Genomic DNA, 16,872 nt, shown 5'->3' with positions numbered 1-16,872 from the left:
CGCGGCGGCGCGGCCTGATCCTCGATAGGAGGACTGCGGCCCTCCACCGTGTTCTCAGGTGCTGGAGCCCTGCGAGGCGAGCCACTGCTCGTGGAGCTCGCGGCGGCGCTCGTACTCGCGGCGGTTGCGCACCCGCGGATCGTTGCGTCCGTTGCCCGTCGAGGGGCCGAAGACGTGGAGCAGGATGTACTCGATCCGGGCGAAGAATCGGTAGGACCGGGAGAAGCTGTCCTGTCCTCTGGGTTTGTCCACGGTGGCTCCAATCCTGGGGTGCCGAAGGCGGTCGGCTTAACCCTCGACCCTACCGGGCGACCGGACTGCGGGGGGCGGCGGGTGCAGCGGTCCCGTCGGGCGGCCGCTCGGTGGGTGCCGTCCGTCTCAGCGGCCGAGGAGCCGGGCGAGGAATCCCGGCTTCCCGGCTCCCTTCTCGCCCTTCGGGTGCCCGCTGCACCGATCGGCGCGCGGGACGCCCTTCATCACCTGGTCGACGTGCTGGCCGCAGCCGGCCCAGGTGGTCTTTCCGCACTTCTTGCAGGTCACTGCTCGGCACATGATCGTGGTCCTTTCGTCGGTGGTGCACAGGTGATCGGGGGTCCGCTGCCCGTCGGGCGCGGTCGATGGCGGCCGATCCGGATGGACGGCCGCGCCGGTGGGTGTCAGGACAGTGAGAGGAACAGCTTCTCGAGCTCGTCGGTGGTGAGGCCGTCCTCGTCCTCGGCGGCACCCTCCGGGTCGATGAGGCAGTGCTGCATGGCCGAGGACACGACCATGAAGCCGGCCCGGTCGACGGCCGTGGACACCGCGGCGAGCTGGGTGACGACCTCGCGGCAGGAGCCCTGGGTCTCGACGGCGCGGATCACGGCGTCGAGCTGCCCGCGCGCCCGCTTGAGGCGGTTGAGGATCTTGCGCTGGGTGTCGGGATCGGCTGTTCGCATGTCGGTCTCGCTTTCTGGTTGCCCGGCAGGGTGCCCCGGTCGGGGCCCCTGCGCTGGAGACGGGTGTCAGGCCTGCTGTGCGGCGACGGCCCGGTGGATCTCCTCCATGTCGAGATCCTTGACCTTCTGAATGAGCTCTTCGAGCGCCGCAGCCGGCAGCGCACCGGGCTGGGAGAAGACGAGCACGCCTTCGCGGAACGCCATGAGGGTGGGGATCGAGGTGATCCGGGCGGCGGAGGCGAGCGCCTGCTCGGCCTCGGTGTCGACCTTGGCGAAGACGATGTCGGAATGCTCGGCGGAGGCCGCCTCGAACACCGGGGCGAACATCCGGCACGGCCCGCACCAGCTCGCCCAGAAGTCGACGAGCACGATGTCCTGGTCGGCGATCGTCCGGGCGAAGGTGTCGCCGGTGAGATCGATGGTGGTCATGTCTGCGGTCCTTTCGGGATCGATGGTTCTCGAGTGGGAGATGCGGATCGGTGCGGCCGGCGTTCCCGCACCGGCAGCGGGCACCGGTCGCCGAGCAGCAGGCAGAGGTGCTCGCCGATGCGCTCGGTGAGATCAGCCGCGGCCAGGAGGTCGTCGAGTTCGCGTGCGGCATGCCGCACCTCCTCAAGGGCGGCCACACCGAGAACGCGTCCTCCGGGGTCGACGTCCATTCGCTGCGCCAGCCGGTCGGGGTGTCCGCGATCATCTCGCCGTTCAACTTCCCGGCGATGGTGCCGATGTGGTTCTTCCCCATCGCGATCGCGGCCGGCAACACCGTCGTGCTCAAGCCCTCGGAGAAGGATCCCTCGGCCGCCAACTGGATCGCCGCCCTGTGGCAGGAGGCGGGCCTGCCGGACGGCGTCTTCACCGTCGTCCACGGCGACAAGGAGGCCGTCGACACGCTCCTCACCGACGAGCGGGTCGCCTCGGTGTCGTTCGTCGGCTCCACGCCGATCGCCCGGTACGTCTACGAGACCGCGACCGCAGCCGGAAAGCGGGTGCAGGCGCTCGGCGGGGCGAAGAACCACATGCTCGTCCTCCCCGATGCCGACCTCGACCTCGCAGCCGACGCGGCGGTCAACGCCGGCTACGGGGCGGCCGGTGAACGGTGCATGGCGATCTCCGCGGTCGTCGCGGTCGACTCGATCGCTGACGCGCTCGTGGAGAAGATCGCGGAGCGCACCCGCACGCTGCGCACCGGCGACGGGACCCGTGATACCGACATCGGTCCGCTCATCACCGCCGCCCACCGGGACAAGGTCACCGGGTACATCGACGCCGGGGTGGAAGCCGGCGCGACCCTCGTCGTCGACGGCCGCTCGCCGGAGGTCGACGCCGACGGCGAAGGCTTCTTCGTCGCACCGACCCTGTTCGACGCAGTCACTCCGGAGATGTCGATCTACACCGACGAGATCTTCGGGCCGGTGCTCTCCGTCGTGCGGGTCGCCGGATACGACGAGGGGCTCGAACTCATCAATGCGAACCCCTACGGGAACGGCACGGCGATCTTCACGAACGACGGCGGTGCCGCCCGGCGGTTCGAGAACGAGGTCCAGGTCGGGATGATCGGCGTCAACGTCCCGATCCCGGTGCCGATGGCGTACTACTCGTTCGGCGGCTGGAAGAACTCGCTGTTCGGCGACACCCACGCCCACGGCACCGAGGGCGTCCACTTCTTCACCCGCGGCAAGGTCGTCACCAAGCGCTGGCTCGATCCCAGCCACGGCGGCATCAACCTCGGATTCCCGACCAACGCCTGAGCGGCACCCGAACCTGAAGGACACACCATGACCACCACCGTCGAATCCACCACTCGATCCGAGGCCGCGATCACCGAGGCCGAGATCGATGCCGGCCGGCGCGCCCATGAACTCGACCGGGCGCACGTCTTCCACTCCTGGCAGGCCCAGGGACCGTTCTCCCCGATGACGGTGCTCCGGGCCGAGGGCTCCCGGGTGTGGGACGGCGAGGGGCGCGAGCTCCTCGACTTCTCCTCCCAGCTCGTGAATACGAACATCGGCCATCAGCACCCGGCCGTCGTGGCCGCGATCCAGGAGCAGGCGGGGAAGCTCTGCACCATCGCCCCGCAGCACGTCAACGATGCCCGCTCCGAGGCTGCGCGCCTCATCACCGAGCTCACACCGGACGGGCTCGACCACGTGTTCTTCACCAACGGCGGGGCGGATGCGAACGAGCACGCGATCCGCATGGCGCGGCTGCACACGGGCCGTCACAAGGTGCTCTCGGCGTACCGCAGCTATCACGGCGGGACGCAGCTCGCGGTCAACGTCACCGGTGATCCGCGCCGGTTCCCCAACGACTACTCGGCCGAAGGCGTCGTCCATTTCATGCCCGCCTACCCGTATCGGAGCTACTTCGGATCGGAGACCGAGGAGCAGGAGACCGAGCGGGCGCTGCGCCACCTCGAGGACATGATCCTCCTCGAGGGACCGGACCGGATCGCCGCCCTGGTCCTCGAGACCGTGCCCGGCACGGCCGGGATCTATGCGCCGCCGCCGGGGTACCTCGCAGGCGTCCGGGAGCTCACCCGGAAGCACGGGATCGTCTACATCGCCGATGAGGTCATGGCCGGGTTCGGGCGGACCGGCGCCTGGTTCGCCGTCGACCACTGGGACGTCGCCCCGGACCTCATCACCTTCGCCAAGGGGGTCAACTCCGGGTACGTGCCGCTGGGCGGGGTGGCGATCTCCCGGCCGATCTACGAGACCTTCGTCGATCGCACCTATCCGGGCGGCCTGACCTACTCGGGTCACCCGCTCGCCTGCGCGGCGGCGGTCGCGACGATCACCGCGATGCGCGAGGAGGGGATGGTCGAGAACGCCGCACGGCTCGGAACCGATGTCATCGGCCCGCGCCTGCGGGAGATCGCCGAGCGCCACCCGTCCGTGGGTGATGTGCGCGGTCTCGGGTGCTTCTGGGCGGTCGAGCTCGTCAAGGATCGGACGACCCGGGAGCCGCTGGCGCCCTACGGCGGCAGCTCGAAGGCGATGGCGGAGCTCATGAAGGCACTGCTGGCCGGCGGTGTGCTGGCGTTCGCGAACTTCAACCGCATCCACGTCGTGCCGCCGCTCAACACCCCGGACGAGGACGTGATCCGCGGTCTCGAGGTGCTCGACGAGGCGCTCGCAGTGGCAGACGCGCACGTGGCCTGAGGGGCGTGGGCCGAGGGGCGCCGAGCGGCCCTCGGCCCGCCCTCACCCCGCCGGCGGCTCCCAACCCTGCACCTGTCGGATCTGCCGGACGAGCGCGCGCTCCGGGGTGAGGCGGAGCACCTGGTCTCGGACCCGGCTCACCGCAGCACCCCGCACGTGCCCCATCTGTCCCACCAGGCGCGACATCCGGGCGATGCGCTGGGAGCGCGGTCGGCGCAGGGCGTCGTAGCGGGCGAGCGCGGAGCCCACTTGCACCGGATCTGGGGCGTCATCCCGCGCGAGCCCGCCGAGCGCCACGGTGAGGACGGCGGCGTCCTCCATCGCCTGGCCCCCGCCCTGTCCCAGGTTCGGTGTCATGGCGTGCGCGGCGTCGCCGAGCAGCACCGTCCGGCCGCGGACGTAGGACGGGAGCGGACCGGCGAGCTCGTTGATCGGCAACCGGTGGACGCGGTCCGCGGGCGTCGCCTCGAGCAGCGCGGGGATGGGTGCGTGCCAGTGCCCGAACGTCGCGCGGACTGCCGCCATCTCGTCCTCGATCCGCACGTCCTGTGCCATCGTCGCCACCGCGAACCAGTACACGCGCCCGTCGGACAGGGGTGCCAGGCCGAAGCGCTGCCTGATGCCCCAGGTCTCCCCGGCCTCGCCGTGCAGGTCCACCGGCCGGTCGGTGATGCCCCGCCACGCGGAGTAGCCGGCGTACCGGATGCCGGGGTCGCCCGGCCAGGAGCGCCGGACCGTGCTCCGCAGCCCGTCGGCGGCGACGACGAGGTCGAAGGATTCGTCCGATGTCCCGGACGGCCCGGCCTCGGCGTCCTGTCCGGGGGCCGGGGCGCCGTCTGCCTCGGGCTCCCTGCCCGGGTCCACAACCACGGACCCGTCGGGATCCCCCGGACAATGCGGCATCCCGAGCGCACCGTGCCGGGGGCGAGGTGGTCGAGGAGGAGATCGTGGAGCACCGCCCGGTCGATGACCCGGAGCTCCGCGACGGCCTCGATGGGGATGCGCGCGAGCCAGGCGCCGTCGGGCCGGCGCTGCCCTCCGCGCAGCTCCCGCACCTCGGCCGAGGTGGCCTGCCGGAAAGCGTCCCCGGCACCGATGACGTCGAGGGCGCGGAGTCCATTGGCGAACACGGACAGACCCGACCCGCCGGCGCGGAGCACCGGAGCCTGCTCGAACACCGTCACCTGCGCTCCCGCGCGCTGCAGCCCGATCGCCGCGCACAGCCCGCCGATCCCTGCTCCCACGATCCCGATCCGCATGTGCGCCTCCTGCCCCCTCGGTGCCGGCCGTCGACTGCGACCGGTGATGCTCCTGCCAGTCTGACCCGACTCGCACCTCGGCGGTAGGGGACGAGCCGGTCGCGGTGGGTCCCCGGGTCATGGACCCCGGCCTCCCCCTCCCGCGCCCCGGTCGCGTGCATTCCCAGCGAGTACAGAGGTATTCAAATCGAGTCGCACACTGATTGAAGGCTGTGGGCGGCGACGCGCAGGCGCGAGCGCCTCGGCCCCGATCGTTGAAGCGTCAACGCACCGATTTCCGAAATGCCGTCCACCTGGCGTTCACCGGCGGCATCGCAGGCCCGCTTGACGGCCGAATCCGCCGGTGACAGCGTTGTAGGCGTGGTCGCGATCACAGCTCGCGGCCCGCTGCGAAACGGAATCCATACGAAAGGTTCGAGACTCATGCGCACGGTACAGACTGCACACTCCTCCACCCGTCCCCTCCTCCAGCGGATCGGCGTCCTCGGTGCCGCCGGCGCTGTCGCGGTCACCGGATTCGGGTTCGGGGCCGACGCGATCGGTCTCGGCACCGCACCCGTCGCCGCCGCAGAGGCCTCCGGCACGCAGAGCCCGTCCTACGTGGCGATCGACCAGTTCCAGGGCCAGCCCACTCAGGACGCCGACTGCGGCCCCACCTCCGCGGTCATCGCGATGCTCGCCGAGGGCTACCAGCCGCAGGGCTACGATCAGGGGCCGCGCGCTGCGATCGAGACCGCCCGCGGACAGACCGGACTCGCCTCGGGACCGACCGTGGAAGCCCACATGGTCAGCATCCTCGACGCGCAGGGCGTTCCGGCGAATGCCGACACCGACTTCACCGGCGCCCTCGACGAGGTGCGCGACGGCAAGTCCGCGATCATCACCGGCTACATGGACGCGCTCCCCTACGTCTACGACTACCGGGCCGCCCAGGGCGTCAACCCGCACATCGTCCACGCCGTGGTCATCACCGACTACGACTCCGCCGACGGCACATTCCGCATCCTCGACCCGAACACCGGAGTCGATGCACGGGCCACCGCCGGCCAGCTCGAGACCTTCCAGGGCAGCCTGTCCCCGGCCGAGCAGCACCAGACCGTCGTCGGCTGAGCACCGCGGCCGTTCCCAGCACCTCTCGGAGCACACGACCGGCACCGCCGCAGTCATCGCCGACTGCGGCGGTGTCGTGCTGGGTGCTCCCGCCCGCGGGGCCCGCCGGTGCTCGCCCGGCGTCTGCGGTGCACCGCGCGTCGTCTGGGACGATGGTCCCGTGGAGAGAATCGTGGAGTGGTGGGATTGCCACCAGGTCACCCTCTATCTCGTGGCGATCGCCGTCGGGGCCGGGATCGGCCTCGGTCTGCCGGCGCAGGCGCCCGCACTCGCCCACGCGATCGAGCCTGCGCTCTTCCTGCTCCTCTTCGCCACCTTCGTGGGCATCCCGCTCATCACCGTCGGCCGGGCGCTGCGCGATGTCCGCTTCCTCCTCACGGTCCTCGTGGCGAACTTCCTCGTCGTCCCGATCATCGCCTTCGCGCTCTCCCGCGTCGTCACCGGCGACCCCGGACTCGAGGCGGGCGTCCTCCTCGTCCTCCTCACCCCGTGCATCGACTACGTCATCGTGTTCACCGGTCTCGCGGGAGGCGCGCGCGACCGGCTCCTCGCCGCGGCCCCGCTGCTCATGCTCGTGCAGATGCTCCTCCTGCCGGCCTATCTCCTCGCATTCACCGGCGGCACCGCGGCGTCCGCGATCGACCTCGCTCCGTTCGGCCGGGCATTCCTCGTCCTCATCGTCCTGCCCCTCGGGGCGGCAGCCGCCGTGCAGGCCCTGGCGCGGCGGCACCGGGCGGCTCGGGTGGCGACCGACGCCTCGGGGGCGCTCATGGTGCCGCTGATGATGGTGACCCTCGTCGTCGTCATCGGCTCGCAGATCGCGGCGGTCGGCGGGCAGATCACCGCGGTGCTCCGTGTCGTTCCCCTCTATGCGGTCTTCCTCGTCCTCGCAGTGGGGGTTGGGCTGGTCGCCGCGCGCAGCGCCCGCCTCGACGTGCCCGGTGCGCGCGCCGTGGTCTTCTCGACCGCCACCCGGAACTCGCTCGTCGTCCTGCCGCTCGCCCTCGCCATGCCCGCGGAACTCGCCCTCGCTCCGCTCGCGGTCGTCGCGCAGACGCTCGTCGAGCTCCTCGGCATGGTGCTCCTGGTCCGACTGGTGCCGGTGCTCGTGCCGCACCGCCCGGGTGGGATCAGGGCGACCGGACCCCACTGAGCAGGTCGGCTCTCCTCCGCTAGCGTGGATCCCATGCTGACCCCCACACCTCGCGCCCGCCGCTTCCGCTCGATGATCACCACCCCGCAGCCCGAGGCTACCGACGCCGGGGTCGAGGTGCTCGCCGCGGGCGGCAACGCCGTGGACGCCGCGATCGCCGCGGCCATGGTCCAGGGCGTCGTCGACCCGCTCATGTGCGGGATCGGCGGGATGGCCGACATGCAGATCGTCACCCCGGACGGCACCCGCCACATCATCGACGGCCTCGGCACGAGTCCGGCCGGGGTGCGCCCGGACATGTGGGAGGCCGACCTGCTGGGTCCCACCACGGACGGCTTCGGCTACCGGGTGGCGGGCTTCGTCAACGAGACCGGCGCCCAATCGGTGATGACGCCGGGCACCCTGCGCGCCTTCGGCCGCCTCCACGCACGGTTCGGCTCGCTGCCGTGGGCCGATCTCTTCGCCGCGGCGATCCGGCTGGCCCGCGAGGGATGGCTCGTCCGCCCCCACACGTACACCGTGCTCACCCAGAACGAGCGCCGCTACGGGCGGATGAACATGGGCGAGAAGCTCGCGATCACGCCTGATGGCCGCCGCATCTATCTGGGCGAGGGCGGCAGCTTCCCGAGCGTCGGCGACACGATCATCAACCCGGAGCTCGCCGACACCCTCATCCACCTCCGCGATCACGGCGCGGAGGCGCTGTACACCGGTGAGCTCGCCGTCTCGGTCGCCGATTCGGTGGCCGCCGACGGCGGATTCCTCACCGCCGCGGACCTCGCCGACTACGAGCTCCACGAGCCCGCACCGCTCTCCGCGAGCTACCGGGGCCTCACCGTCTCCGCCGCCCCGGCACCAGCCGGCGGGGTCCAGCTGCTCCAGACGCTGGGCATCATGGACCGGTTCGACCTCTCCGCACTCGAGCACAACAGCCCCGAGCACATCCGGATCCTCGCCGAGGCGATGAAGACCTCGCTGCGGGACAAGGAGCGGCTGTGGAACGAGGCCGATGCCTCACCGGAGGACTTCGCGGCCCTCCTCACCGCCGACTCCCTCGACGCGGCGGCCCGGGCCGTGCGCTCCGGGGAGAAGGCCGACGTCGACGCCGCCCGGCCCCAGGTCTCCACCCACGAATCCCGGCACACCACGCACCTCTGCGCGGCCGACGAGTCGGGGCTGACGATCTCCCTCACCCACACGCTCGGCAACCCGTCGGGCTACATCCCGGCGGGCACCGGTTTCGTGCTCAACGGCGGCATGAGCACCTTCGATCCGCGGCCGGGCCACGTGAACTCGATCCAGCCGGGCAAGCGCCGCAACACGACGATGGCCCCGGTCGTCGTCATGTCCGGCGATGAGCCGGTGGTGGCGATCGGCGCACCGGGCGCTTCGTGGATCACCCCGGCGGTGGCCCAGGGGATCTCGAACATCCTCGACTTCGGGATGAACGCGCAGGAGGCGGTCATGGCACCGCGCGTGGTCGCCACCTCGAACGCGATCGACATCTCCAACCGGATCCCGCGGCGCGTGCAGACCGCGGTGGAGGACATGGGCTACGAGGTGCGGCGCTCAGCGCTGTCCTACGCCTTCGCCGGCGTGCATGCACTCACCCGGTTCGAGGGGACGCTGGCCGGCGGCGCCGACCCGCAGCGCGACGGGTACGCCTCGGGCGTGTGAGCCCCGGCGCTCCCGCGCCCGAGGCGACGCGCGCCTGATGTGGAGATGCGCCGGCGGGTGCCCGGGAGCAGGGTCAGCGCAGGGCGAGGAAACCGCTGAGGTCGTCGAAGGCCTCGTGGATCACGGTGTAGTGGGCCCAGCGGCCGCGCTGCTCGCGGGTGAGGAGGCCGGCGTCGACGAGCTTCTTGAGGTGGTGGCTCACGGTGGGCTGGCTGATGCCGAGCTCATCGGTGAGATCGCAGGCGCACACCGCCTCGCACCCCTGGGCGGCGACGTGGGAGAGCAGCCGCAGCCGCGTCGGGTCGGAGAGGGCCTTGAGCTTGAGCGCCATGTGCTCGGCATGCTCGACATCGAGCGGCGCGGCGGTGAGCGAACAGCAGGGCGCCTCGGCTGCGGCACCGGCATTCGACGGAATGGTCTGCCGGGGCGAGGACGGGCGCGGCGAGCCGGGGATCACCTCGGGAACGGTCGCTGCAGTCATCGTCCCATTATACATTGACGCCCGTCGATCAGTGGGCGTACCCTTTCATCGACGGATATCGATATGAGGAGTGCACGCCGATGACCACGACCCATGCCCGGCCGGAGGCGGTACCGGTGATGAGGGAGATGTCCTTCCTCGACCGCTGGCTGCCGGCCTGGATCCTGCTCGCGATGGTCGCCGGCCTCCTGCTCGGCCGGTTCGTCCCCGGGCTCGGCGCGGCGCTCGATGCGGTCGCGATCGGCCAGGTGTCCGTCCCGATCGCCATCGGCCTGCTCGTCATGATGTACCCGGTGCTCGCGAAGGTCCGCTATGACGAGACCCACCGGGTCACCGGGGACAAGCGCCTGCTGCTCCTGTCCCTCGCGCTCAACTGGGTCGTGGGCCCGGCGCTGATGTTCGTCCTCGCGTGGATCTTCCTCGCCGACCTGCCGGAGTACCGCACGGGGCTCATCATCGTCGGCCTCGCCCGGTGCATCGCGATGGTCCTCATCTGGAACGATCTGGCCTGCGGCGACCGGGAGGCCGCGGCCGTGCTCGTCGCGATCAACTCGGTGTTCCAGGTCGTCGCGTTCGGCGCGCTCGGCTGGTTCTACCTCCAGGCGCTGCCGTCGTGGCTGGGGCTGCCGACGACCTCGGCGGACTTCTCCTTCTGGGCGATCGTCGTCTCCGTCCTCGTGTTCCTCGGCATCCCGCTGCTCGCCGGGTTCCTCACCCGCGTGCTCGGGGAGAGGGCCAAGGGGCGCGAGTGGTACGAGGAGCGCTTCCTGCCCAAGCTCGGGCCGTGGGCGCTCTACGGCCTGCTGTTCACCATCGTGCTGCTGTTCGCACTCCAGGGCGAGGCGATCACCTCCCAGCCGTGGGACGTCGCGCGCATCGCGCTGCCGCTGCTCGCCTACTTCGTGGTGATGTTCGCCGTCGGGCTGCTGTCGGCGAAGGCGGTCGGGCTCGACTACGCGCGGTCGACGACGACGGCCTTCACCGCCTCGGGCAACAACTTCGAGCTCGCGATCGCGGTGGCGATCGGCACCTTCGGCGTGACCTCGGGCCAGGCGCTCGCCGGCGTCGTCGGCCCGCTCATCGAGGTGCCCGTGCTCGTCGCCCTCGTCTACGTGTCGCTGTGGGCCGGGAAGCGCCTGTTCCCCGGGGACCCGACGGTGCCCGGCACCGGTCCCGAGGTGCGGGCCGGCTCCGCAGTCGCCCCGCCGGGCGCCGCGCGTCACCGTTGAGGCCACGGAGTCCGCCCATGAACCCAGGAAACCGTCGAACCGTGAACCCAGGAGACCCCATGACCGCCACCCCTCCCGCCGAGGCCTCCCGCCCGAGCGTGCTCTTCGTCTGCGTGAAGAACGGCGGGAAGTCGCAGATGGCCGCCGCCCTCCTCCGCCGCCGCGCCGGAGAGGCGATCGAGGTGCACTCCGCCGGCACCCGGCCGGGCTGGGCGATCAACGGGCTCTCCGCGGAGGCCGTCGCCGAGGTCGGAGCGGATATGAGCGAGGGCTCACCGAAGCCGATCGACCCGGAGCTGCTGCGCCGCGCCGATCGGGTCATCGTGCTCGGCGCCGAGGCGCACGTCGAACCCGTCGAAGGCATGCGCGCGGAGATCGAGACCTGGCACACCGACGAGCCCTCCGAACGCGGCATCGAGGGGATCGAGCGCATGCGCCTGGTCCGCGATGACATCGACGCCCGAGTGGAGGAGCTGGTCGGGGCGTTGACCGAGCGGTGAACACGAGCACCGACTTCTCCCGGCGTCCGGGGTCGGGTCAGCAACGCCCCGCCGGCCCGCCCGCGATCACCCTGCGGCAACGGCGAGAACGACGAGGACGAATCCGAGCAGCTGCAACGAGCCCCGAATCCCTTGGAAGACGTCCCACCGGCGCCGCATCCGGATGAATGATTCGGGCGCCTCGGTCAATCTGCGAGTGCGTTCATTGATCGGGACGTTGCCGACGATGGTGACCACCAGGGCCACCGTGAGGACGAACGCAGCCGCAATGAACCAGCTGGAAGAATCACGCGCGGCGGCGACTCCGGCGAGGATCGGCGCGGCGGTCATGCCGACGGGCATGGTCCTGCCAAACGTTTCGAGCAGCCCCTTCTCCATGATGAACTGCGCGTCCTCGGGAAGTTTCCGGATGATTGGATGGACGAAGGCGACGGACCCGAACTCCGCGCAGCCGACGAAACCCGAGACCAGTACCACTGCGAACGTCAGCACGTCCATGAGTCGGCTCCTTCTCCTTACGCACACATGTTGTGAACAGTGTTCACAACGGCTAGCGTACACTTGCAATGTGAACACCGTCAACCGCGCCCATGCACGCACCACTTACCGTCATGGCGATCTCCGCACCGCACTGATCAGGATCGGCGTCGACCTCGCTGCGACCGGTGGTCCCCCCGCCGTCGTCCTGCGCGAGGCCGCACGCCGGGCCGGAGTCTCCGCCTCGGCCGCCTACCGTCACTTCGCGAACCACCAGGATCTGCTGGCAGCCGTGCGCCACGAGGTGCTCGAACGACTCGCCGACCACATGCGCAACGGCCTCGCGTCGCTCCCGCCGCGGACTCCGGCAACCGCGCGGCTCGCTGCCGCAGGCCGCGCGTACTTCGAGTTCGCCGTCACCCAGTCGAGCTCTTTCGCCTGCCTCATCGATGCCGTGCCGCTGGGCAGCGCCACACTGGGCAAGGACACCGCGGACCCCCTTGCGGTCCTCCAGGAGCTCCTCGACGCACGCCGGCAGGAACTCCTCGCAGCGGATCGAACAGACGCACTCGAACCTGCCGTCCAGCAGTCGGAGGGCTCAGCCGACCACCACGCGGGCACACAGCCCCCGGAATCGGACTGTGCTCCTGCGCCTGCATCGGCGGCGGGAACGCCTCAGGTCGACCCAGAGGTCGTCGCGCTGTGGGCGCCGATCCACGGAATCGCGGTGCTGTGCAGCGTCGGAGCGCTGGCCTGCCTTCCGGCCGACGACCGCACCGCATGTTTCGACGCCACCCTGGCAGCAGCCCTGCGAGGCATCACCTGAAGGCGGCGATCCCTGCGCTGGCGCACCCCACATCCCCCGACTCTTCAAAACTGCCTGAGCATTTGTTAGGGTGTTTTTGAGGTCGGTTCGACGATGAGCGACCCATCCGACTGCGCGAGTCCCGATTCACAGGTGAGATCATGAAGCGCCCCCTCTCCACAGATTCGCCCTTTTCCCCGTCCACAATTCGGCACCGCCGCAGCCACGTCATCGCCTTCGCAGCGGCCCTCTGTCTCACCCTGTCCGCCTGTGCCGGCAGCGCCGGCGGAGGTACCGGCGGCGGTGAGCGCGGCGAAGGCTACGCGTTCGGCACCTCCCCTGAGGTCGTCTCCGCCGCGATCGAGGACCTCGAACCGGTGACGATCACCTACCAAATCCCGGCGACCTCACAGAACTCCCCACAATCTCCGATCGGCACGTCCTTCAAGGAAGCCGTCGAAGAGATGTCCGACGGGCAAATCACGGTGGAGCTCGCCTGGAATCAGTCGATCGCCACCTACGACGAAATCCATAACGCATTGGCCGATGGCCGCGTCGACATGGCGTTCACTCTGCCCACGTACGACCCGGCACGGTTTCCCGCGTTCAATGCACTCAACCAAATCCTGGCTGGTGACGAATCCACCCCGGTAGTCGGCGAGCTCGTCACCAACCTCGCGGCAGCCGAACTGTCGTGGAACACCCCGGAGATCCTCGCCGAGTACGAGGAGAACGACGTGACACCGTTCCTCCCCGTCATGGCGTCCGGTGAGTACTACTCCGTCTGCACCGAGCCCAGCCCAGAACTCGACGACTGGCAGGGTCTCCAGGTGCGCGTCGGCTCTCCGGCGGCCTCCGACATGGTGAGCCACGTCGGCGGATCGCCGGTGTCGATCGCCGGAGTGGAGGCGTACGAAGCCCTGCAGCGCGGCACGATCGACTGCTCGCTCGCGGTGCTCTCCGACGTGGTCCAGGGCGGATTCTTCGAGGTCGCCCCGAACCTCGGCTACACGACCACGACGAGCTTCCCGCGCGTGTCCGGTGCCATCCTCACCGGTTCGGGAGTCGAGGAGCTGCCACTCGCATACCAGCAGATCCTCTTAGACAACTTCGCCGACTACTTCCACGGTGCAATGGTCTCTAGTTCGAAGAGTGAAGCCGTCGCCTCTGCCCGCGAGCAGGGCGTGCAGATCGATGAAGCTTCGGAGGAGCTCCAGGCCGAGGTGAAAGCCTTCGCGTACGGAAAGCGTCAGGAGGTCGAGGAATCCGGCATCATCGGCGACGACATCCTCGACCGGATGGCGACCGTGCGCGAGGAATGGACGACCGAGGTCGAGGAGCTCGGGTACTCCGACGGTGGACCGCTCGCCGACATGGACGAGTGGTACGACATGGACACCGACTACCGGCCGCTCGGTGAGGCCTTCATGGAGAAGACGATGAAGGACCACCGCCCCAGCTGATCGAGAAGCAGCGCAGGTCCGGATAGGAAACATCTCCTTGAAGGTCGGAGTGCTGTGCCGGCCCCGACGCTAGGAACCCCCATCACGGACCGGCAAGGCATCTGATTGCCCCCTGAGGGGGTGCTGAACTGCCTGCCAGGCGGGCCCGGTCGAGGTGAACTGCAGGTGAAACACGCGCTAGCCGCCCCGTGGCAGGACCCTTGGCATCACCTTGGAGAACCCGTCCGAGACCCGAACGGACTCCGCGCGGCCCCCACCCGGGCCCGCCCCATGCACATGCCGCACGGGCGGCCCTTGCCGGCACGCACCTCGGCGCCGGGGCGCTGAGGCGGTACTCAGACTCCGCTGTTCGGGTGGGTCGTGTCAGTTCAGCCGGACTGATGCGCACGTCCAGATCCCCGATTCCTCACAAAGGATGATTCACAGTGACACGCACCATCCACACGGCTGCCGCAACTGAACACCCCCGCCGCCCGGCTCGCCGCGGCCACCGTCGCGTGGCGCCGGCCGTCGGACTCGCCGTCGGCCTGGGCCTCGCCTTCGGCGGACCCGGCCTGGTGGCCAACGCCGCCGAGGCGAGCGCCGGAGCGGACACCGCGCAGGAGAGCGTCGAAGCCGCCGCCGATCGCGTGTACAGCTCACCGGTTCCCTCCGGGACGACGGTGACGGCCGACTTCGACAATCCGGGCTACCCCGGACACCTCGGCACCGACTACGGGACCCCCACCGGCACCCCGATCACCTCGGTGACGGACGGGAAGGTCCTCCGGGTCGAGGACGGCAAGACCGTCGGCGACACCTCGCCGAGCTCCGCGCTCAAGCACCACACGGGCAACGGCCTCGTCGTCGCCCACGGCGACATCAACGGCGACGAGATGTACACCTACTACGGGCACCTCAGCAGCGTCGACGTGAAGCCCGGCGACACCGTCGAGGCCGGCACCAAGCTCGGTGAAGCCGGCAACACCGGCAACAGCGAAGGCCCCCACCTGCACTTCGGCGTGTTCCTCAACTCCGCGGAGCCCAGCGGTGCGATGTGGAAGTCGTCGACCGGAGTCGGGTTCATCGACCCGCACGACTGGCTCGACCGCAAGGGAGTCGATGCGGGAGCCGACTCCCCCGTGAAGTCGTGACCGGCTGACGCCCGCACGAGAACGGCCCGAGGCGAATTCGCCTCGGGCCGTTCGTCGTTCCGCTCACCGCTGGGAGGTGATCACCCCGGTGTCACTCCGTCGGCCGGTGATCGAGGGCACCGGTGTTCTCGTAGACGTCCTTGGCGAAGGCCGACCAGTCGTCGTCGGCGCTGTACCAGTCGTCCATCTCCTCCATCGAACCCTCGTCCTCGTAGCCGAGGTCGGCCACCCGCTGGGTCCACTTGTCGGTGAGGTCGGACACCTGCTCCTTGATGTCCTCGGGCAGGTGGCCTTCCTCGACCGAGGCGTCCTGCAGCTCGATGAGGAACTTCCCGAGCTCGTCCTGGAACTCGTCATCGAACTCGTTGATCGTGCCGTCGACGCTCGCCAGGTCGGCGACGTGGACCGCGTTGGAGTCGACGTAGCTCTGCGTCGAACCGCTGACCATCGTGCCGCCGGCATCGAAGATGATCTGCTTGTAGGCCAGCGGCAGGTCGTTGAACTTCTGACCGGCGAGGTAGGTCGCGGAGAACCGTGGCCAGTTCGCACGAGTCGAGTAGGCCAGGTGGGGGGCCGCCTCGTAGATGCCGCTGATCTCCTTCGCGCTCATCGGGGAGAGATCGCAGTCGACGGTGCCGCGCTGCAGCGCCTCGAACGCCTCGGTGAACTCGAGGCTCGTCGGCACCGCGCCGAAGTGGTCGAGCGCCTGGCTCTGCGGGGCACTGCCGGCGCGCACCTGCTTGCCCTTGAGCACCTCGGCGGTGTTGATCTCCGAGTTGCAGTTGAGCGAGTAGGCGCCGTTGGCGAGGATCGGGGAGAGCACGGTGACGCCCTCCGCCTCGTAGCGATCGAGCAGCGCCTGGTCGTTCCAGCCGATCTCGGAGCCGACCGCGTTCGCCACCATCTCCCCGACGAGCGGGGAGTAGGGCACACTGCCCAGCGCAGTGCCGATCGCGCTCGCCTCGGGGAAGCGCTGGGGCTCGTAGGACACGAGGTGGTAGGAGATGTCGACGCGACCGTCGACCACGGCATCGACGGCCTCGGGATAACCGGCGACGGCCATGCCCCAGATGATCTCCAACTCGATCTGTCCGTTCGAGGCCTCCTCCACCGCCTTCTTGTAGTCCATCGAGCGGCGCCCGGCGACGGAGTTCTCCGAGGGGGAGCCCACCTGATAGGTGAGCTTCACCGGCTCGAGGTCGGCGATGGCCTCGTTGATCTCATCCTGCGAGGCGCCGTACTCATAGCCCTCGCCGCCGGTCTGCCCGCCTCCACCGGCGCCGGCGCTGCCGGCACATCCGGTGACGGCGAGCATCGCAGTGGCCAGCACACTGCCGGCCAGGAGCTTGGTGGTGCGTGATGCGAGCGCTCGGCTCGCTCCCGTGCTGATCCTCAAGACGTCATCGTCCTTTCACGAGGCGGTCCTCGATCCCCGCAGGGACTCCGGATCCACATTGCTCGACACCCTGGCGCGGAGGAAGCAGGGCCT

At 69.8% G+C, this 16,872-nt stretch carries 18 protein-coding genes and 1 pseudogene; 10 read left to right on the top strand and 9 right to left on the bottom strand.

The features are described 5' to 3' along the window. Positions 1-54: 54 nt before the first annotated feature. The 4 genes from FDF13_RS04160 to trxA all read right to left on the bottom strand — a co-directional run bounded on the left by FDF13_RS04160 (position 55) and on the right by trxA (position 1,364). Positions 55-252 (bottom strand): hypothetical protein, encoded by a 198-nt coding sequence (locus FDF13_RS04160; RefSeq protein ID WP_137318552.1) that lies wholly within the window; start codon positions 250-252, stop codon positions 55-57. A gap of 126 nt (positions 253-378) precedes the next feature. Further along, positions 379-552: a hypothetical protein gene (locus FDF13_RS14670; RefSeq protein ID WP_175406855.1), complete on the bottom strand. Its 174-nt coding sequence runs from the start codon at positions 550-552 to the stop codon at positions 379-381. A gap of 104 nt (positions 553-656) precedes the next feature. Beyond that, on the bottom strand, positions 657-935 hold the full coding sequence (locus FDF13_RS04155; protein WP_137318551.1) for a metal-sensitive transcriptional regulator: 279 nt from the start codon (positions 933-935) through the stop codon (positions 657-659). A gap of 66 nt (positions 936-1,001) precedes the next feature. Continuing rightward, positions 1,002-1,364, bottom strand: a complete 363-nt coding sequence (gene trxA, locus FDF13_RS04150) for a thioredoxin (protein WP_137318550.1) — start codon at positions 1,362-1,364, stop codon at positions 1,002-1,004. A 50-nt stretch (positions 1,365-1,414) separates the two neighbouring features. Between trxA and mmsA the strand changes: the two genes are divergently transcribed. Beyond that, complete coding sequence (gene mmsA, locus FDF13_RS04145; protein ID WP_254668904.1) at positions 1,415-2,683, top strand: CoA-acylating methylmalonate-semialdehyde dehydrogenase; 1,269 nt, start codon at positions 1,415-1,417, stop codon at positions 2,681-2,683. A gap of 27 nt (positions 2,684-2,710) precedes the next feature. Further along, positions 2,711-4,096, top strand: coding sequence for an aspartate aminotransferase family protein (locus FDF13_RS04140; RefSeq protein WP_137318549.1), 1,386 nt, complete (start codon positions 2,711-2,713; stop codon positions 4,094-4,096). A gap of 42 nt (positions 4,097-4,138) precedes the next feature. On the opposite strand, the gene FDF13_RS15145 is transcribed toward FDF13_RS04140, so the two are convergent. Beyond that, on the bottom strand, positions 4,139-4,966 hold the full coding sequence (locus FDF13_RS15145; RefSeq protein ID WP_254668903.1) for an FAD-dependent monooxygenase: 828 nt from the start codon (positions 4,964-4,966) through the stop codon (positions 4,139-4,141). A 314-nt stretch (positions 4,967-5,280) separates the two neighbouring features. Beyond that, a pseudogene (locus FDF13_RS15555) lies at positions 5,281-5,355 on the bottom strand (hypothetical protein); the annotation flags it as partial. Between the two features lie 423 nt (positions 5,356-5,778). Between FDF13_RS15555 and FDF13_RS04125 the strand changes: the two are divergent. The 3 genes from FDF13_RS04125 to FDF13_RS04115 all read left to right on the top strand — a co-directional run bounded on the left by FDF13_RS04125 (position 5,779) and on the right by FDF13_RS04115 (position 9,295). Then, complete coding sequence (locus FDF13_RS04125) at positions 5,779-6,465, top strand: hypothetical protein (RefSeq protein WP_101652931.1); 687 nt, start codon at positions 5,779-5,781, stop codon at positions 6,463-6,465. Positions 6,466-6,637: 172 nt separating this feature from the next. Beyond that, positions 6,638-7,618 carry an arsenic resistance protein gene (locus FDF13_RS04120; protein WP_254668902.1) on the top strand — a complete coding sequence of 327 codons (981 nt, stop codon included), beginning with the start codon at positions 6,638-6,640 and terminating at the stop codon, positions 7,616-7,618. A 33-nt stretch (positions 7,619-7,651) separates the two neighbouring features. Continuing rightward, positions 7,652-9,295, top strand: a complete 1,644-nt coding sequence (locus FDF13_RS04115; RefSeq protein WP_137318545.1) for a gamma-glutamyltransferase family protein — start codon at positions 7,652-7,654, stop codon at positions 9,293-9,295. Positions 9,296-9,368: 73 nt separating this feature from the next. On the opposite strand, the gene FDF13_RS04110 is transcribed toward FDF13_RS04115, so the two are convergent. Then, positions 9,369-9,776 (bottom strand): helix-turn-helix transcriptional regulator, encoded by a 408-nt coding sequence (locus FDF13_RS04110; protein ID WP_137318544.1) that lies wholly within the window; start codon positions 9,774-9,776, stop codon positions 9,369-9,371. Between the two features lie 80 nt (positions 9,777-9,856). On the opposite strand from FDF13_RS04110, the gene arsB reads away from it, so the two are divergent. Then, entirely contained in the window at positions 9,857-11,005 is a 1,149-nt protein-coding gene (arsB, locus tag FDF13_RS04105) for an ACR3 family arsenite efflux transporter (RefSeq protein WP_137318543.1), read from the top strand. A gap of 59 nt (positions 11,006-11,064) precedes the next feature. Next, entirely contained in the window at positions 11,065-11,505 is a 441-nt protein-coding gene (locus FDF13_RS04100) for a low molecular weight phosphatase family protein (RefSeq protein WP_137318542.1), read from the top strand. A 66-nt stretch (positions 11,506-11,571) separates the two neighbouring features. Here the strand turns inward: FDF13_RS04100 and FDF13_RS04095 are convergent, their stop codons facing one another. Beyond that, positions 11,572-12,003, bottom strand: a complete 432-nt coding sequence (locus FDF13_RS04095) for a DUF1772 domain-containing protein (protein WP_137318541.1) — start codon at positions 12,001-12,003, stop codon at positions 11,572-11,574. 70 nt (positions 12,004-12,073) lie between these two features. Between FDF13_RS04095 and FDF13_RS04090 the strand changes: the two genes are divergently transcribed. The 3 genes from FDF13_RS04090 (at position 12,074) to FDF13_RS04080 (ending at position 15,383) form a co-directional block, all read left to right on the top strand. Further along, positions 12,074-12,808 carry a TetR/AcrR family transcriptional regulator gene (locus FDF13_RS04090; RefSeq protein ID WP_254668901.1) on the top strand — a complete coding sequence of 245 codons (735 nt, stop codon included), beginning with the start codon at positions 12,074-12,076 and terminating at the stop codon, positions 12,806-12,808. 140 nt (positions 12,809-12,948) lie between these two features. Beyond that, a complete protein-coding gene (gene dctP, locus FDF13_RS04085) occupies positions 12,949-14,250 on the top strand; it encodes a TRAP transporter substrate-binding protein DctP (RefSeq protein ID WP_137318539.1) in 1,302 nt (433 codons plus the stop codon). Positions 14,251-14,675: 425 nt separating this feature from the next. After that, the gene (locus FDF13_RS04080; protein ID WP_137318538.1) at positions 14,676-15,383 is read left to right on the top strand and encodes a M23 family metallopeptidase; all 708 of its coding nucleotides are present in this window, start codon (positions 14,676-14,678) and stop codon (positions 15,381-15,383) included. A gap of 91 nt (positions 15,384-15,474) precedes the next feature. Here FDF13_RS04080 and FDF13_RS04075 read toward each other — a convergent pair whose 3' ends face one another. Then, positions 15,475-16,779 carry a C4-dicarboxylate ABC transporter substrate-binding protein gene (locus tag FDF13_RS04075; protein WP_137318537.1) on the bottom strand — a complete coding sequence of 435 codons (1,305 nt, stop codon included), beginning with the start codon at positions 16,777-16,779 and terminating at the stop codon, positions 15,475-15,477. Positions 16,780-16,872: the final 93 nt, after the last annotated feature.

The sequence above is a fragment of the Brevibacterium sp. CS2 genome, from assembly GCF_005280295.1.
GTDB classification, from domain to species: Bacteria; Actinomycetota; Actinomycetes; order Actinomycetales; family Brevibacteriaceae; genus Brevibacterium; species Brevibacterium pityocampae.
Note: the sequence above shows the minus strand (reverse complement) of the source record. Positions and strands in the feature narration are given on the sequence as shown.

Bases quoted from the DNA above. Each gene is read 5' to 3' on its own strand.
- FDF13_RS04140 (WP_137318549.1), top strand. From the start codon at position 2,711: ATGACCACCACCGTCGAATCCACCACTCGATCCGAGGCCGCGATCACC.
- FDF13_RS04110 (WP_137318544.1), bottom strand. From the start codon at position 9,776: ATGACTGCAGCGACCGTTCCCGAGGTGATCCCCGGCTCGCCGCGCCCG.
- FDF13_RS04155 (WP_137318551.1), bottom strand. From the start codon at position 935: ATGCGAACAGCCGATCCCGACACCCAGCGCAAGATCCTCAACCGCCTC.
- FDF13_RS14670 (WP_175406855.1), bottom strand. From the start codon at position 552: ATGTGCCGAGCAGTGACCTGCAAGAAGTGCGGAAAGACCACCTGGGCC.
- FDF13_RS04100 (WP_137318542.1), top strand. From the start codon at position 11,065: ATGACCGCCACCCCTCCCGCCGAGGCCTCCCGCCCGAGCGTGCTCTTC.
- FDF13_RS04095 (WP_137318541.1), bottom strand. From the start codon at position 12,003: ATGGACGTGCTGACGTTCGCAGTGGTACTGGTCTCGGGTTTCGTCGGC.
- arsB (WP_137318543.1), top strand. From the start codon at position 9,857: ATGACCACGACCCATGCCCGGCCGGAGGCGGTACCGGTGATGAGGGAG.
- trxA (WP_137318550.1), bottom strand. From the start codon at position 1,364: ATGACCACCATCGATCTCACCGGCGACACCTTCGCCCGGACGATCGCC.
- dctP (WP_137318539.1), top strand. From the start codon at position 12,949: ATGAAGCGCCCCCTCTCCACAGATTCGCCCTTTTCCCCGTCCACAATT.
- FDF13_RS04125 (WP_101652931.1), top strand. From the start codon at position 5,779: ATGCGCACGGTACAGACTGCACACTCCTCCACCCGTCCCCTCCTCCAG.
- FDF13_RS04115 (WP_137318545.1), top strand. From the start codon at position 7,652: ATGCTGACCCCCACACCTCGCGCCCGCCGCTTCCGCTCGATGATCACC.